Source organism: SAR86 cluster bacterium (assembly GCA_023703575.1).
Classification (GTDB): domain Bacteria; phylum Pseudomonadota; class Gammaproteobacteria; order Magnimaribacterales; family Magnimaribacteraceae; genus Magnimaribacter.
In genome coordinates this window covers 154,993-172,523 of sequence record CP097969.1, presented here as the reverse complement: position 1 = coordinate 172,523, position 17,531 = coordinate 154,993, and the positions used below count along the sequence as shown (strand labels likewise).

Below are 17,531 nucleotides of genomic sequence, written 5' to 3'. Positions count from 1 at the left end.
CTTAACTCCTATGAAATCTTTTAGATAATTTGGAATAGATTGCATTGTAACCCTTAAGACTCTTAAGTATTCGCTTCTTATCACGTAATAAGGTTTTTCTTTGAAAAGGATGCATAAAACTTTGGCAAGACGAATCAAGATCAAAAGCTATTAAGCTTTTATCCATAAAGAAATTGGATGTCTTTGCATCTCCGTGGCAGAAACCAATCCAGTTGATCCTCTTAAAAAAGGCTTCGATAGATGAAATCACCCTAATATGATTATCCTTTATCATGAGTGCATCATCTAAACTCTTGCCTACTATAGATTCAGTGATTAAGTAGGAAGCTCTAGCCCCAAGAAAACCCTTATCCTCACAAAATAAGATTGGGGTCGCAGTTTTTATGCCCACGGCATTAAACCAAAATGTAGCTTTCATAGAATTATTAGCGCGAGTAGGTTTCAGCAGTCTGGTAAATCCATGATAGATATTTTTTATTCGATATTTTTTAAAGTAGAAATATTGGTCTTTTAATTTTAGCTTTACTACCAGATGACCTCTTTCATTTTTGATAACCTCGCCTGAATTAATCAAACTTTCCTCGTCATCTAGAAACTTAAGAATCTGATCTTTAAATAGTTCTTTATCCTTTCTTATTACAAATCTTCTTTTGTCTTCAATATATTTGGAGAACCCAGATTCGTTTACTTCCTTATCTCTTAAATTTAGAGAAATACCCTTTACCTGTGGCTTTAAGTACATCTCAAATGCCCTGTCTAAAATTGTTTGAAGTAATTTTTGATGTGTCTGTAACAATAATTCTAAGGAACAATCGAAATAGGTCATGAAGAATCTGTAAAAATCTCTTTCAGTCAAATTGAACTGTAAAACTGAATGTATAAAACCGCCTAAATCTTTAACTAGCCATCTAAGAGGAACCTTACTCCGGATTTGAGCTCGATGAAGATCTATTAAAGACAAGTCAACTTCATTGATATCTGTATTTTTCTGAATATGAATATGACAAAGGTAAAGATCTCTATGATTGAGGCCTGTTGCATGCATTCTGCGAATCAAAGAAGCCACTTTTATAATCAAATTTTTTTTGTCTTTAAAAGAAAGCTCCTCGTGGATTCTTTTAAAGAAAAAATCTTCTAACGATATGGTGTTATGGAGTTCTTTGGTAATTAGAAAAGATGACGAGTCGGCTGGATTTAGACCCCTAAGTCCAAATCCCCTGACTTCAGGGCATTTAACATCATATTTAGATAAATGATTTAGCGCTTGGTACTCTCTCTTTGCCCCTATAACAGGTGTTTTAAATTGTATAAGGTTTTTAAGAATTTCCTTCCACCCTACTGGTCCGTGAGTTTTTATAAAGTAATTTTTTTGTTTGAGCTCAAATCTTTTTGTAACTCTATTTTCATATTTCCTGAAAATATCTCCATCTAAGTGATTGGCAAATTCGAAGGGTTTGTCAGTAAAGAAATGCTTTAGGTCATCATTAAGAAACTTTACCTTGTCCATTAAAATTCCTTTTCTATGTAATCTGCTATGTATTTAAACCGAGAGAAAAAATAATCACAATCAGATAAATTATGAATAGATTCTTTAATAACGGATAGTTTTTCATCAGCAAGGGTATCAGCCACCAATAAATTAAAATTGTCTTGGTTGAAATCCCCTTTCAATACTTCCCCAGATTGATGTTTTAGTACTTCGCTAGAGAACCCAACAGATTCTGTAACTACCGAAGGCAGTCCTGATACAATAGCTTCTATTATTATATTACCAGCTGCCTCTTCTCTTGCTGGATGTATTAGAAGATCAGCTGATTTCATAAATGATGCCACTTCCAGGCTAGGTCCGATGAAACAAACTTTTTTATCAAGTGATTCGTGTTGAAGAAGCTTCTTATAAGGAGCTTGGTCATCATCCCCAATTACTATTAACGTAGCAGATTTTTTTTTCTTAAGTAAATAGCTAAGCGCCAAAATAGCTCTATCCAATCCTTTTCTAGAAAAATCTGAACCAACAAAAAGCAGGACCTTGTCTTCCGGAGGTATGCTTAATCTCTCTCGAATATTAATAGGTTTATATGTGCTCCAGTCTCTATCGATTCCAGGAGGCACTAATGTCATTCTATTAGATGGGGTTGAATAAAACTTCGAGAACTCATTCAGTTGCTTATTATTAAGTAAGAGTGTCTTAGTTGATACATCCCTAGAAAAGACTTCCTCTTCATATTTAATAGATTGTCTAAACCTTCTAGTATATCTTTGTAAAAAAGGCTTAGACTGAGACTGAAAAGCGAAGCATGAGTCTGCTGCAAAATATAAATCCAATCCGGGCATTTTATTAAAACCAAAAATAATATCAGGCTCAAAATCTTCCAAGGCCTTAAAAGCTTTTTTAATAAATTTTTTATTCTTTGAGTAATTTGAGACTCCTGTTTCTCCTAGTTGAATTATTTCTAGATCATCAGGGAATTCGCCTTCCCAACTCCTTGTATAGACCTTTAAGATATTACCTCTTGAAAGAAGCTCCTTAGCTATTTCCACAAAGTCTTTTTGCAGTCCTCCATAAGGAAAGTATTTATATAAAACTAGTGCCAGTTTCTTATTCATTAAAGTTTCTGTATTTCCTCTAAAGCATTTATAACTTCAGTTGGTTTGATTGCCATAAGAGATTGATGATATCCTCTATCTAAATCCCCCTTCCTTTTCTTTTCATAACCTTCCATTTTCCTTAGTATTTTCTTATTGTCTGTGAGAGGAGGAGTATAAGCAGGTGAGGAGGGTCCGTACAATGCCACTAAAGGAGTTCCTACTGCAGCAGCTATATGCATCAAACCAGAATCATTAGTAACAACTCTGTCACAAAGATCTAATATATCAATTGCATCATTTAAAGAAGTTTTACCGATCAAGTTATAAAACTTGTTCTCTTTATCTAAGTTGTGAAAAGATTCTATTTTCTCTCCTGTTTCTTGATCATTAGGAGACCCAAGACAAAGTATATTCCAGCCTCTCTCGATATAAGCCCGTGCTACTTCAGCATAGTACTCTGGAGGCCATTTCTTTGCAGGGCCAAACTCTGCTCCAGGACAAATAGCTAGACTTCTTAAACTGGAATCTATACTTAATTTAGTCAACACATTTTTTTGATTAACTAAGTCAATTGTGAGTGAAGGGAAATCAAGACTTTCTAGAGAATAATTATTATCCTGCAAAGAAAGAGATACAAATTTTTCTACCATAAGATGATTTTTAGTTGGATCTAGTTTCCTTATGTCATTCAACAAACCATATCTAAACTCACCTAACCATCCTGTTCTTATAGGAATTTTTGCAAAATAAGGTACCAAAGCTGATTTGAAAGAATTAGTTAATATTATTGATCGATCGTAGTTAAACTTCATCAAACTCTTACCAAATCTATTTCTTGAAAGCAGTTTTATGTCGCCATGTAAAAAAGGAGACGATATATTTTTAGCAACTTGAGGCATTCTCTCCATTATGGGTGCAGTCCAAGGAGGAGAGACGACATCAATATAGCAATTTGGGTCTTCTTTTTTAAGCTGTATATAGAGAGATTGAGCCATTACAGAATCACCAACCCAAGAAGGTCCAATGATTAAAATGTTCATGATTCTTACTTGGTATAAGTATGCCAAAGATGATTGGCATCTCTGATGCCCCTCACTTGGTCAAAGTAGGCGCTTTGCAATTTTTCAGTGATTGGACCTCTGGTCCCCGAACCGATTAGTTTGCCATCGATTGAGTTTATAGGTACAACTTCGGCTGCAGTGCCCGAAAAAAAAGATTCATCAGATTCCAATACGTCTTCTAAGGTCAGTTTTTTTACGATGAAAGCTATATTTAACTGCTCTGCTAAAGTAAGAATTGTTCTTCGAGTAATGCCATCAAGGCACGAATCAAGATCAGGAGAATAGAGAATCCCATTTTTTACCAAGAAAAAATTTTCCCCGCTACCTTCAGCTATAAAACCTTCAGAATCAAGCATCAGAGCCTCATCAAAGCCATTCTCAAGTGCTTCATTCAAAGCAACAATTGAGTGAACATAGTTACCATTAACTTTAGAATTTGCAACAGGGTTCCTTACCTGTCTCTTGAAAGAAGAAAGTTTAACTTTTATACCTTTTTCTCTGGCTTCAGGTTCCATATAAGAAGGCCATTCCCAAGCCGCTACCATTGTATGGACCTTCAAGTTATCTGCTCTAAGGCCCATTCCTTCTGATCCATAAAAGCACATAGGTCTAATGTAGGCCTCTTCCAGGTCATTTGCTCTTATAACATCTCCATGAGCCTTATTGATTTCCTCTTTTGAAAAGGGAATCACCATATTAACTGTAGATGCTGATTTGAATAACCTATCTGTATGATCATGAAGCCTAAATATAGAAGGTCCTTTAACAGTGCCATACGCCCTTACTCCCTCAAAAACACCTAATCCGTAATGAAGAGTATGAGTCAAAAGATGAGTATTAGCATCTTGCCAATCTATCATTTCGCCATCAAACCAAATTTCACCAGTTATTTTTGAGAGATCCAAATCAAATTCCTTTATTTTTTTTATATTCTATCGATATAAATTATTTTATGTAGAGTAAATGGATTATTCAGAATATATAATTACAAAGTGGAGATAAACCAAAACATATTTAGGGCGAATGATATTAGAGGTATAGCCTATGAAGACTTAACCCCAGAAGTAGTTCAAAGTCTTGGCAGAGCTTTGGGCTCAGAAGCAATTGATAGAAATATCCAAGAATTCATCATTGGAAGAGACGCAAGACTTTCAAGTCCTGAAATTTACGATTGGCTCTCTTCAGGAATAATGTCTACTGGCTGTAATGTGATTGATATTGGCATAGTTACAAGTCCAATGTTCTATCACTCGACCTATGAATTAAACACGTCAAGTGGTGTCGTAATAACTGGCAGTCATAATCCAGGAAACTACAATGGATTCAAAATTGTTTTTAATAATCATTCGACATCTAGCGAAGAAATCTTGAATCTTAAGCAGAGGATCTTAGAAGAAAATTTTATAGTGGGAAAAGGGATAACAAAGAAAGAAGAAATAAAGGAGACCTATATAAAAAGAATATTGGAAAGCATTAAGTTAAATAAAAATATAAATATCTCAATAGATTGTGGTAATGGTGCAGCAGGTGTTGTGGCGAAAGATGTATATGAAAGATTAGGTTGCAATGTAATAGAGTTATATGGAGAACTTGATGGTTCCTTCCCAAATCATCATCCTGATCCATCCAAGTTAGAAAATATGGAGGATCTCATTAAAAGTGTAAAAGAGAATAAATGCTCGGTGGGACTGGCTTTTGATGGAGATGCCGATAGATTAGGTGTAATTTCTCCAAAAGGAGAAATGATCTTTCCTGATAGACAGATGATAATGTTTTCGAGACAAATCATTCAATCCAGTCCAAATGCCAAGATTGTTTTTGATGTTAAGTGCTCCAAACTACTTTCGGATGAAATTGAAAAGCTTAAAGGAAAGCCCTTGATCTGCAAGACTGGTCATACTTTTATAAAACAGAAAATAAGGGAAACAGATGCTTTACTGGGTGGCGAAATGAGTGGTCATATTTTCTTTAATGATAGATGGCCAGGATTTGATGATGGGATATATGCTGGTGCCAGAATGTTAGAAATAATTGCAAATTCTGAACAAGATGATCCATTTGTAACTGTTCCTAACATGCTTTCAACTCCAGAAATAAATATACCTGCTGCAGACGAAGAAAAATTTCAAATAGTAAAAACATTTATAGAAAATTCTAATTTTAGTGACGCTAAAATAGTAAACATAGATGGTATTAGAGTTGAATTTGAAAAAGGCTGGGGATTACTGAGACCTTCTAATACTTCACCTTGTCTAGTATTGAGATTTGAAGCTGAAACAAATGATGATTTAAATAAGATAAAAGAGATTTTTTACATAGGATTAAAGAGAATAAAACCAAATATAAATAAATTTTAATAATGACCATTACTAGAATACAGGCAGAGAATATTGCCTCAGTTTTAACTGAAGGCCTTCCTTATATAAGAAAGTTTAAAGATAAAGTAATTGTTATTAAGTATGGCGGCGCTGCCATGATAGATGAGTCACTTAAAAACAGTTTTACAAGAGATATAGCTCTCATGAAATTAGTAGGAATGAAACCTGTAATTGTGCATGGAGGGGGCCCTCAAATTGATAATGAGCTGGCTAAGGCAGGTGTTGACTCAGAGTTCATTGGTGGACTTAGGATTACAACTAAATCTGCCATGACTGTCGTGAAAAAAGTCCTCGGGATAAAAATTAATAATGAGATTGTGAAATTAATAAAAAAGTTTGGTGGCAATGCAATATCTTTTAACCATACTAAGTATCAAATTATTAGAGCATCAAAAGAAGTGAGCCAAGGCAGCATTGATTTAGGTTATGTTGGAAAAGTAAATAATATAAAAACTCGTGATCTCAAAAAAACAATAGAAAAAGGTTCTATCCCAGTCATAGCCCCTATCGGGATATCAAGGCAGCATAAATACTTAAATATAAACGCTGATGTTGTAGCAGGTGAGGTTGCGATAGCTCTTGATGCAGAAAAACTTATACTCTTAACAGATGTTAAAGGGATTGGAGATTCTAAAAATCAACTTATTTCTAAAATCTCTTTGCAGAAAGGTCAAAGAATACTCAAAGAAGAATATATAAAAGGCGGAATGACTCCAAAACTTAGGGCTGCCCTTAATGCCAAGAAGAGAGGTGTAAAAACTTGTCATATAATTGATGGAAGAGTTCCGCATGCAGTTTTACTAGAAGTACTAACTGAAGAGGGCGTAGGAACTATGATAAGCTAAATCCAAATTATGAGTCAGCTTAAACCGCGCCAATTAGATATCATGCAAAGCCTTGCTAAAATGCTTGGTGAAAAAGGGCCCGTAAAAATCACAACATCCCTTCTAGCGGCTGAATGTGAAATTACTGAAGCAGCAATCTACAGGCATTTTCCTAGCAAGAAGAAGATTTATTCAGGCCTAGTAGACTTTTGTGAACAAAATATTTTTGATCTCATCAACAGCATTAATTCTGCCGAAGGGGATGAACTTGGAAAAGTAAAAAAAATACTTATTTTATTGGTGACCTTCAGCGAGAAGAACCCCGGCTTAGCTAGACTACTGACTAGAGAAGCATTTTCAGTAGATGAAACAAGTCTGGACGAAAGAATAAAGCAAATGATGGCTAAAGTAGAGTTACTCATAAAACAAAACCTACAAAAATACGAACAAGAAACAAAAAAGAAACTCAGGCTACCCACTGCATCTGCCGCAAATCTTTTGTTAGCTTGTTCTGAAGGAATAATTCAACAGTTTGTAAGATCTGGCTTTACTGAATCTCCCTCAAAGAGGATCGATGACCAATTTGAATTTCTAATCGTATCGTTAGAAACTAATTAGGGATGCTCTCTTCAAGAAAATATTCAAACATCGGTTCATTAGTTAGCTCATTTGCCAATTTACCTGAATCCCTGTCAATTTTAACTATTGATAGACCCTCAGGAGGAAGTACAGAAGACATGGGTATTTCATCTATTATTTGTTTTTTATAATTCAGCCAAATAGGTAAGGCTATGGATGAGCCGAACTCTCGGTCTCCTAAGCTTTTGGGCTGATCAAACCCAACCCAAACGGAAGTGACGATTTGATCATTATATCCAGTAAACCATGTACTTTCAGCTTCGTTTGTTGTACCAGTTTTACCAGCAAAATCTTTTCTTTGTAGTTCAGAAATTTTTCTAGCTGTCCCTCTAACTGCGGCTTCTTTTAAGATATCGTTGATCAAAAAAGCTACCCTTGGATCAATAACTTGTTGTGGTTCTTGTATAATTTTTTCAAACAAAATCTCGCCTGATCTATCTAAAATCTTAGAGATCAAATAAGGTTCTACCTTTTTTCCTTCATTTGCAAACACTGAATAAGCAACTGCATTCGATAAAGGATTTAATGATGCAGTTCCTAAAGATAAAGAAAGATCTGCTGGCAATCTTTGCTTATCAAATCCAAATTTTTCGGCAAAACTTCTTACTTTATCAACCCCCAACTCCCTTAATAATCTAACCGATACAAGGTTTCTGCTTTGCAGTAAACCTTCACGAAGTCTTGTCGGTCCATAGAACTTACCACTAGCATTCCTTGGTCTCCATTTTTCTTCCAAAGCCTCATCTTCAAATATAATAGGCGCATCATTGATGAGGGAAGAAGCTGTAAATCCATTTGAAAAAGCAGCTGCGTATAAAAATGGCTTAAAATTTGAACCCAGCAATGGAGAGGCTTGCTCTACCCTATTGAATTTACTTAAGAAAAAATCATATCCTCCGACTAAGGCAAGAATTGAACCTGATTTTGGATCAATCGAAATTAATGCACTTTGTGCCTCAGGAATCTGTGTAAGAGAAATAGTTTTAGTTATGCTATCTTTAGACAGCCAAACTAAATCGCCTGGTTTTACAATGTCTAAAAAGGATCGAGGTCTCGCACCTCTTCTATTTTCGGAAATGTAAGGTCGGGCCCACTTTAAATCTTCATTCCACCTAATGGAAATAAAATTACCATATTTTGTAAGAACTTCTAGGTCCTTTGAATTATCAATTACAACTCCTATGAAACGTCCTTTATTTTCAGTAAATGTCTCTAAGTATTGGAAAACATTAGATATATCCGATTTATCTTCTAAATCCCTGGATTCTTTGTTTAAAGCTTCTTCTGCTTTGTAAATCTTTTCTGCTTTCGAATACTGAAAAAAATTTTCAGGAAAGAGGTCAAATATATTTTCTGGTTCACGAAAACCGTGCCTTTTATCGTAATCTTCTAAACCTGATCGCAAAGCATCTGAAGCATTGTTTTGGAATTTTGAATTAATAGTTGTATAAACCTCAAGTCCCTCAGAATATGCTTTTAAACCGTATTCCTGAATCATATAACGCCTCACTTCTTCAGCGACATAAGGTGCTTCGACTTCTGAAACTAGTCCATAATAATTGGCACTAATTGGCGCTTCAATTGCTATATTGAACTGTTCTTTATGAATGTATTTTAAATCGAGCATTCTTTGTAGAATCCAATTACGTCTTATTAATGCCCTTTTAGGGTTAACAAGAGGATTTATGGAAGAAGGGGCCTTAGGAAGTGCAGCAATCATTGCCCATTGCGCTAAATTTAAATCTGATAAAGGTTTGCCATAGTAAACTTCGCTGGCTGCAGCTATTCCGTAGGCCCGATTTCCGAAGAAAATTCTATTCACATAAAACTCAAAAATTTCTTCTTTTGAGTATGTCTTTTCTAATCTATAGGCTAGAAATATATCTTTTACTTTTCGGTAAAGACTTATATCTCTGCTTGTTAAATAATTCCCAGCAACCTGCATTGTTATAGTGCTTCCTCCTCCTTGAATTTGCCCTGAAACTGCAAGCCTATAAAGAGACCTAAGAAGTCCGGAATAACTCACTCCAGAATGAGAGAAAAAATTATCATCCTCTGCTGCTAATACAGCATTTACATAATGATTTGGTATGTCATTAAAATTTAAAGCCGTTCTTCTTTGTTCTCCAAACTCACCTATTAATTTCCCATCTGAAGAAAAAATTTTGAGAGGTATCTGAAGTTCTATATCCCTAATGGTTTGTTCATTTGGCAACTTGCTATCAATATATATATTCAAACTTGATAAGGACATTACAGAAATACATAGAAATATAAGAAAGACCTTTCCATATAAGCTGTACGTGAACAAAATGAAGTATGTTTTTAATTTAAGCCACATCTAGGAGTTATAATAACCTAATGAGGCTAATAATTATCGGCTCTATGGCTTCAGGAAAGTCTACTGTAGGCAGAAAACTTTCTAAAAAGTTAGGCCTAGAATTTTTTGATACAGATAATGAAATTGAGAACAAGGCTGGAGCAAAAATATCTTGGATTTTTGATGTCGAAGGTGAGGAGAAATTTAGAGACAGAGAGTACGAGACTTTAAGTAATCTAACTAATAAAGAAAATTGTGTTATTTCAACCGGCGGCGGTATAGTTTTAAGAGAAGAAAATAGAGAATTATTAAATAAAGGTACAGTAATATACTTGGAAATAAGTATTCAAACTCAATTAGAGAGAACTATTAATGATCAAGATAGGCCACTTCTTTACCGGGCTAACAAAGAAAAGACACTAAGAAAAATTGCAGAGATACGAAATCCAATCTACGAAGCTTGCAGTGATATAACTATAAAAGAAACAAATGACCCAAATGAAACGGTAGATCTAATTGTTTTAAAGTTAACAAAATGAAAGAAATAAAGATAAATACAGACTCTAGAAATTATACGGTTTTAATGGGAACAGATATCCTCAATGAGAATAATTTTAAAGAGTTTTCAAATAAAGAAATACTATTAGTTATTGATTCAAAAATCGATGAATCAGTTAAAAAGGGGCTTCAGATAAGCCTATCAAATATATCATCGAAGTATTCTGAATTGACCATAGAAGCAAATGAAGAAAATAAGTCTAGTGCTACATTGTCTATCATTCATGATGTGCTCATTGAGCAAAGCTATAGTAGAGACTGCATCCTGTTTGCTCTTGGAGGAGGTATAATTTGTGATATGACAGGATTTGCAGCTGCTACCTATCTTAGGGGAGTCGACTTTGTTCTTATTCCCTCAACCCTACTATCTCAAGTTGATGCTTCGGTTGGTGGGAAAACAGCCATAAACCATCCTAAAGGAAAGAATATGATTGGAGCTTTTCATCAGCCTTCGAAGGTATTTACCGATACTAAACTTTTAAAAAGTCTAGAAAAGGTCAGAATTAGAGAAGGTCTGGCAGAGATTATCAAACATGCCTTAATAAAAGATAAAACCTTTTTCAAATGGTTAGAAGAAAATATAGAAGACCTTTTAGAGGGTAATGATGTAAAACTCCTACAGGCTATTTCTAAATCCATCGAGATAAAAGCAGAAGTAGTCTCACAAGATGAAACCGAGCAAGGAATCAGAAAATGGCTTAACTTTGGTCATACTTTTGGACATGCCATTGAAGTCTACGGGAACTATAAGAAATTTTCTCATGGCGAGGCTGTTGCAATGGGAATGGTTATGGCTACAAATTTATCTCAAAAAATACTAAATCTCGAAAAAGTGGAAAAAGATAAGATTAAGCACCTTGTTCAATCTATTCTGACTGAGGAACTATTAAAAACGGAATTTCATCCAAAAAATTTGATTAAACTTATGTCAGCAGATAAAAAAAAGAAAGGCGATAATCTTAATTTTATCTTGCTTAGCTCCATAGGAGAGGCACAAATCTTATCCGATATAGAAGAATCCGATATTATCGAATCAATTAAATTGACCTAGGCTAACTTCCCAGATCGTTTAACAAAAGGTACAATTACGCTCCTGCGCAACTCTCAGTAATAACTTTTTTGCTAATAAGTCAGCTGAGGGTCCACAACCCACAAAATATGAAAAATTTTAGACTTAAAGACAAGTACAGGTTTGGTTTCCCCAAAAAAAAGGGATTGTATGACCCACAATTTGAAAAAGATTCTTGCGGTGTCGGATTAGTCGCCAATATTAAGGGTATTCCATCAAGAGAAATAATGGATGATGCTTTTCATGTGAATTCTCAAATGGATCATAGGGGTGGATGTGGGTTTGAAGAAAATACAGGCGATGGAGCTGGAATACTTATGGCATTACCAGATAGTTTTTTTAGAGCAGAAGCCAAAAAAATTAAAATAAACCTCCCTGAAATAGGTAAATATGCAGTTGGGAATATATTTTTACCAACAGATGAAGGTGAAAGAGAATTCTGTATTAAAAAAACAGAATCTATCATAAAAGAAGAAAATCAAATCTGCTTAGGTTGGAGAGAGGTTCCTGTAAATCCGGAAGAAGCCAATGTGGGTCCCGCTGCCAAAGGCGCACAACCACATATCAAACAACTTTTCATTCAATGTTCAGAGGGCATTAGCCAGGATGAATTTGATAGAAAACTCTACTTAATTAGGAAAAGAATCAGTAACTTAATTCGAAACTCAGAAGAACTTAAAGAAGCAAAACTTTTTTATATATGCAGCTTGTCAACAACAATAATGGTTTATAAGGGAATGCTAACTCCCTCTCAACTTTTTCCTTTCTATCCTGATTTAGAAAATAAAAGTTTTGAAACTCATTTAGCTATGGTGCACTCAAGGTTCAGTACAAATACTTTTCCGTCATGGGATAGAGCTCAACCAAATAGATACATGTGTCATAACGGTGAAATCAATACCCTCAGAGGTAATATGAATGCCATGAAAGCAAGGCAAGGAACTGTTGAGAGTGACTTATTTGGCAAAGAAATAGAAAAACTTTTTCCTATCACAGAACTAGACTGCACTGATTCAGGTAGCTTTGATAATGTCCTAGAGTTCCTACTGCTGTCTGGAAGAAGTTTACAAGAATCAGTCATGATGATGATCCCGGAAGCATGGCAATCAGATGTGAATATGTCAGATCAAAAAAAAGCATTCTACCAATATAGTTCATCTATGATTGAACCTTGGGATGGGCCTGCCTCTATCGTCTTTACTGATGGAAAAAAAGTTGGAGCAGTTTTAGACAGAAATGGTTTAAGACCAAGCAGATTTTATCTGACCGATGATGATAAAGTCATTATGGCATCAGAGGTTGGGGTGTTGCCAGTTGATCCAAAAAAAGTAGTTAAAAAAGGTAGGTTGCAGCCAGGTAAGATGTTTCTTATTGATTTTGAAAAGGGTGAGATGATTCCTGATGAAACTATTAAGAAAGACATTGCAAATCAACATGACTACATAGATTGGAATCAGTCCATAGTTGAGCTGGAAAACCTCAATGGCCAATCGGTCAAAGATAGTGTAGAAAATAATCTCATCGAGAGGATGAGAGCTTTTGGATATACGACAGAGACCATGCAATTCATGCTTTTACCTCTTGTTTCAGAATTAAGAGATCCTCTAGGGTCAATGGGAAATGATGCTGCATTGGCTTGCCTTTCTGATAAACCTAGACTGCTATTCGATTACTTTAAACAGTTGTTTGCACAAGTTACTAATCCAGCTATAGATTCAATCAGAGAAGAAGTAATAATGTCTCTGGAGTGCTTAATAGGCCCTGAAGGGAATCTTCTAGAAAACGATAAAAACAATGTAAAAAGGTTAAGAGTTGTTAATCCAATTCTGTCTAATAAAGAATTGAGTTCTATAAAGGAAATCTCTATTGGTAATTGGAAAACTAAAACTATAGATCTAACCTATCAAAAAAAGGATGGCTTAAAAGGTATGCTATCGAGGCTTGATGAGGTGTGTCAGGAAGCAGAGAGTGCCATTGAACAAGGCTATTCTTTTGTAGTGTTATCTGACAAGGGAGTGTCCAAATCAAGAATATCTCTTAGCTCACTATTGTCATGCTCTTCAGTTCATCATCACCTTATAAAAAACCAACTTAGAACAAAAATAGGTATTGTCGTAGAAACTGGGGAAGCAAGAGAGGTGCATCATCATTGTTTGCTTTTTGGTTATGGAGCAGATGCTATAAATCCATACCTAGCATTTGAGGCGATATTTCAATCCTTGGAGGACGGTACTCTAAAAGATGCAACTTTGAAAAACAACGAACAAATAGTAAACGCCTATAAGAAAGGAACAAAAAAGGGAATCCTTAAGGTAATGGCAAAAATGGGAATATCTACTCTCCACTCCTATAAGGGTGCACAAATATTTGAAGCTGTTGGTCTATCTAATGAAATCATAGATAAATCATTTCCTGGAACAGCAAGCAGGGTCGGAGGTATAAGTTTTGAAGCATTATTCGACGAACAGAAAAGAAGACATGATCTAGGGTACCCAGAAGAAAAAATTAATGTTGCTACACTTCCTAATCCAGGAGACTTTCATTGGAGAAATGGTGGAGATGCTCATATGTGGGACCCGAAAACCATCTCATCCTTGCAACTGGCTGCTCGAACTAATGATGAAGATGCTTATTGGGCTTTCGCAAAACATGCAAATGAAGTTTCTACAAAACAAAGCTCACTAAGAGGCCTCTTAAAATTTAAAAGTACTCAAGATCCAATAAATATAGATGAAGTTGAGAGTGAAAAGGAAATAGTAAAAAGGTTTGCAACGGGTGCAATGAGCTTAGGTTCGATTTCTACTGAATCTCATGAGTCATTGGCAATAGCTATGAATAAATTAGGCGGAAAGTCTAATACTGGCGAAGGTGGTGAAGATCCAATCAGGTTCACGCCCGATGAATCAGGTGTTTCTAAAAGATCAGCAATTAAGCAAGTCGCTTCAGGTAGGTTTGGTGTAACGATGAGATATCTAACCAATTCAGATGAGTTACAAATAAAAATATCGCAAGGGGCCAAACCTGGTGAAGGTGGAGAATTACCAGGTAAAAAAGTTGATGAATATATAGCCAAGATTAGACATTCAACTCCTGGAGTAGGTTTAATCAGCCCTCCTCCACATCATGATATTTATTCTATAGAAGACATAGCCCAATTAATCCATGATTTAAAAAATGCTAATAGAAGTTCCAGAATAAGCGTGAAGTTAGTTTCAGAAGTAGGAGTTGGAACTATTGCCTCTGGTGTTGTGAAAGCTAAAACTGATCATCTTGTCATAGCAGGTCATGATGGAGGAACGGGTGCTTCTCCTCTTACATCCATAAAGCACGCAGGACTTCCTTGGGAATTAGGTGTAGCTGAAACTCATCAAACCTTGGTTATGAACAACTTACGCTCAAGAGTTGTTCTCCAAACAGATGGGCAAATTAAAACTGGAAGAGATGTAGCCATTGCCGCACTTCTAGGAGCAGAAGAATTCGGATTTGCAACTGCTCCTTTAGTTACTTTAGGTTGCATAATGATGAGAAAATGTCACCTCAACACATGTCCAGTTGGCATAGCAACACAAGACGAGGAATTGAGAAAAAAATTCAAAGGCAAGCCTGAACATGTAGTGAATTATCTTTTCATGGTGGCCAAAGATTTACGGATGATAATGGCAGAAATGGGTTTCAAAACTGTCAATGAAATGATTGGTAGAGTTGATTGTCTGGAAACTGACATAGCAATAGATCACTGGAAAAGAAATGGTCTTGATTTCAGTGGTATCCTTGAGCCTGCTCAAAAGATATTTGAAAATACCGAAGTCTATAATACTCAAAGCCAAGATCATGGTCTTGATAAAGCCTTGGATAATGTTCTGATAAATAAATGTAAAAATGCAATAACACAAGGTAAGAAGACTGTCTTTAATAGCAAAATTAATAATATTAATAGAACAGTTGGAACTATGCTTTCAAACGAAGTTGCTAAAGTTTGGGAGACCAATAATCTTTCCGAAGATACGATAGAAATAAATTTTAATGGGTCTGCTGGACAAAGCTTTGCGGCTTGGCTAGTTAAAGGAATTACGTTCAAGCTAGAAGGCGATGCTAATGACTATGTTGGCAAAGGGCTCTCCGGAGGTAAACTCATCATATATCCTCCTAAAAATAGTAAATTTAAAGCCGAAGAGAATATTCTTCTTGGCAATGTAGCCCTTTATGGAGCAACCGAAGGTGAAGCTTATTTTAGAGGCATAGCTGCGGAAAGGTTCTGCGTAAGAAATAGTGGTGCTTCAGTAGTTGTAGAAGGAATTGGAGATCATGGATGTGAGTATATGACAGGAGGTAAAGCTGTTATTTTAGGTCCAACTGGAAGGAATTTTGGTGCCGGAATGAGCGGAGGAATAGCTTATATTTTTGATGATGAAGGTGACTTTGAGAAGAAATGTAATAATGAAACTTTTGAATTAGAGCCTCTATTGGAAGAAGACTTATCTGACCTTAAAGGTTTAATTCTAAAACATAATAAATATACCGAATCGACTGTTGCAGAAAATATCCTTAAAAATTGGGAAAATGCCTCTAAAAAATTCGTAAAAGTTATGCCAACGGATTACAAACGTGTTCTAAATGAAATGAAAACAAAACAACAAAGCAATGGGTAAAACTACTGGATTTAAAGAATTCTCTAGGGCGGTAGAGCCTTACCGTCCAGCAAAAGAAAGGGTCTTAGATTTTAAAGAAATCTATACCGATCATGATGATGAAAAGCTTGCCGTTCAAGGTGCTAGATGCATGGATTGTGGGGTTCCTTTTTGCCAATCCGGTGAAGGGTGTCCTGTTTATAACCTCATTCCAGAGTGGAATGACCTTGTCTATCAAAACAAATGGGAAGAAGCCTTTGATAAATTAATGTTAACAAATAATTTTCCCGAAGTTACTGGAAGAGTTTGTCCAGCTGTTTGCGAAGGGGCATGTGTTCTGGGTATTACAGAAAGTCCTGTAGCAATTAAGAATTTAGAATTTGCTATAGCAGATAAGGGTTTTCAAAACGGTTGGCTAAAACCACAAATTCCCCAAAATAGAACTGGAAAGTCAGTTGCTATAGTTGGTTCAGGCCCCGCAGGACTATCTGCGGCTCAACAACTCAATAGTGTTGGTCATAATGTAAAAGTTTATGAAAGAGCAGATCGTATAGGCGGTCTCATGATGTATGGCATTCCTAATATGAAGCTTGATAAATCTATAATCGATCAAAGACTAGAAATAATGGAAATGGAGGGCATAGAGTTCTTTACAAATGCAGACGTGGGAGGAAAAGGAGAAAACTCTGTCAGTGTCAAAGAGCTTGATGAGTCAAATGACATCGTCTTAATGGCAACTGGAGCTACTAATCCAAGAGATTTGCCCATTCCAGAAAGAGAAGGTGCCGGAGTTCACTTTGCAATGGATTTCTTGCGAAAGAATACTAAGAGTTTATTAGACTCCGAACATGATGATGGCAATTTCATATCTGCAAAAGATAAAAATGTCATTGTAATAGGTGGTGGAGACACAGGTACGGACTGTATAGGGACTTCTTTGAGACATGGATGTAAATCTTTAATAAATTTTGAAATCATGCCTGAACCTCCGAAAGAACGAGCAGATAATAATCCTTGGCCTTTGTTCCCAAGAATATATAAGGTTGATTACGGCCATGAAGAATCTAAAGAGATATATGGTGATGATCCCAGAGTCTATTCAATATCAGGGAAAGAATTCTTAAGAAATAAAGATGGAACACTAATAGGAATCAAGACTGTTGAAGTTGATAAAAATTTTCAAGAAATCCCAGGTACTGAAAAAGAATGGGAAGCGGATCTAATTCTGCTTGCTATGGGGTTTCTAGGTCCAGAGGAATATTCGGTACACAATTTAGATATCCAGCTAGATGAAAGATCTAATTACAAAGCTGAACATAATGTTCACCAAACATCTAATCCAAAAGTATTTGCTGCCGGCGACTGTAGAAGAGGACAATCTCTGGTAGTTTGGGCAATAAATGAAGGCAGGGCCGCAGCTCGAGAAATTGATCGACATCTAATGGGGTCTACAACGCTTAAGTAA

At 35.7% G+C, this 17,531-nt stretch carries 12 protein-coding genes; 7 read left to right on the top strand and 5 right to left on the bottom strand.

Going from position 1 to position 17,531, the window contains the following annotated elements:
* Position 1: 1 nt before the first annotated feature.
* The 4 genes from rfaP to M9C83_00825 are packed head-to-tail and all read right to left on the bottom strand — an operon-like array spanning position 2 to position 4,510.
* Positions 2-1,507, bottom strand: a complete 1,506-nt coding sequence (rfaP, locus tag M9C83_00840; GenBank protein URQ66774.1) for a lipopolysaccharide core heptose(I) kinase RfaP — start codon at positions 1,505-1,507, stop codon at positions 2-4.
* Positions 1,507-2,607, bottom strand: coding sequence for a glycosyltransferase family 4 protein (locus tag M9C83_00835; GenBank protein URQ66773.1), 1,101 nt, complete (start codon positions 2,605-2,607; stop codon positions 1,507-1,509). The genes rfaP and M9C83_00835 overlap by 1 nt, the downstream gene beginning before the upstream one ends.
* Complete coding sequence (gene waaF / locus M9C83_00830) at positions 2,607-3,629, bottom strand: lipopolysaccharide heptosyltransferase II (GenBank protein URQ66772.1); 1,023 nt, start codon at positions 3,627-3,629, stop codon at positions 2,607-2,609. The genes M9C83_00835 and waaF overlap by 1 nt, the downstream gene beginning before the upstream one ends.
* Before the next feature lie 5 nt (positions 3,630-3,634).
* Positions 3,635-4,510 (bottom strand): branched-chain amino acid transaminase, encoded by an 876-nt coding sequence (locus tag M9C83_00825; protein URQ67377.1) that lies wholly within the window; start codon positions 4,508-4,510, stop codon positions 3,635-3,637.
* A 132-nt stretch (positions 4,511-4,642) separates the two neighbouring features.
* Between M9C83_00825 and M9C83_00820 the strand changes: the two genes are divergently transcribed.
* From M9C83_00820 to slmA, 3 genes are read left to right on the top strand one after another with little or no spacing between them, the layout of a single operon-like run.
* Complete coding sequence (locus M9C83_00820; GenBank protein ID URQ66771.1) at positions 4,643-6,007, top strand: phosphomannomutase/phosphoglucomutase; 1,365 nt, start codon at positions 4,643-4,645, stop codon at positions 6,005-6,007.
* Between the two features lie 2 nt (positions 6,008-6,009).
* Positions 6,010-6,873, top strand: coding sequence for an acetylglutamate kinase (gene argB, locus M9C83_00815; protein ID URQ66770.1), 864 nt, complete (start codon positions 6,010-6,012; stop codon positions 6,871-6,873).
* A 9-nt stretch (positions 6,874-6,882) separates the two neighbouring features.
* On the top strand, positions 6,883-7,470 hold the full coding sequence (gene slmA, locus M9C83_00810; protein ID URQ66769.1) for a nucleoid occlusion factor SlmA: 588 nt from the start codon (positions 6,883-6,885) through the stop codon (positions 7,468-7,470).
* Here the strand turns inward: slmA and M9C83_00805 are convergent.
* Complete coding sequence (locus M9C83_00805) at positions 7,463-9,745, bottom strand: PBP1A family penicillin-binding protein (protein ID URQ66768.1); 2,283 nt, start codon at positions 9,743-9,745, stop codon at positions 7,463-7,465. The two genes, slmA and M9C83_00805, sit on opposite strands and share 8 nt — an antisense overlap.
* A gap of 107 nt (positions 9,746-9,852) precedes the next feature.
* On the opposite strand from M9C83_00805, the gene M9C83_00800 reads away from it, so the two are divergent.
* The 4 genes from M9C83_00800 (at position 9,853) to M9C83_00785 (ending at position 17,531) form a co-directional block, all read left to right on the top strand.
* On the top strand, positions 9,853-10,350 hold the full coding sequence (locus tag M9C83_00800; GenBank protein ID URQ66767.1) for a shikimate kinase: 498 nt from the start codon (positions 9,853-9,855) through the stop codon (positions 10,348-10,350).
* Positions 10,347-11,420, top strand: a complete 1,074-nt coding sequence (gene aroB / locus M9C83_00795; GenBank protein ID URQ66766.1) for a 3-dehydroquinate synthase — start codon at positions 10,347-10,349, stop codon at positions 11,418-11,420. The genes M9C83_00800 and aroB overlap by 4 nt, the downstream gene beginning before the upstream one ends.
* Positions 11,421-11,527: 107 nt before the next feature.
* Positions 11,528-16,087: a glutamate synthase large subunit gene (gene gltB, locus M9C83_00790; GenBank protein URQ66765.1), complete on the top strand. Its 4,560-nt coding sequence runs from the start codon at positions 11,528-11,530 to the stop codon at positions 16,085-16,087.
* The gene (locus tag M9C83_00785; GenBank protein ID URQ66764.1) at positions 16,080-17,531 is read left to right on the top strand and encodes a glutamate synthase subunit beta; all 1,452 of its coding nucleotides are present in this window, start codon (positions 16,080-16,082) and stop codon (positions 17,529-17,531) included. The genes gltB and M9C83_00785 overlap by 8 nt, the downstream gene beginning before the upstream one ends.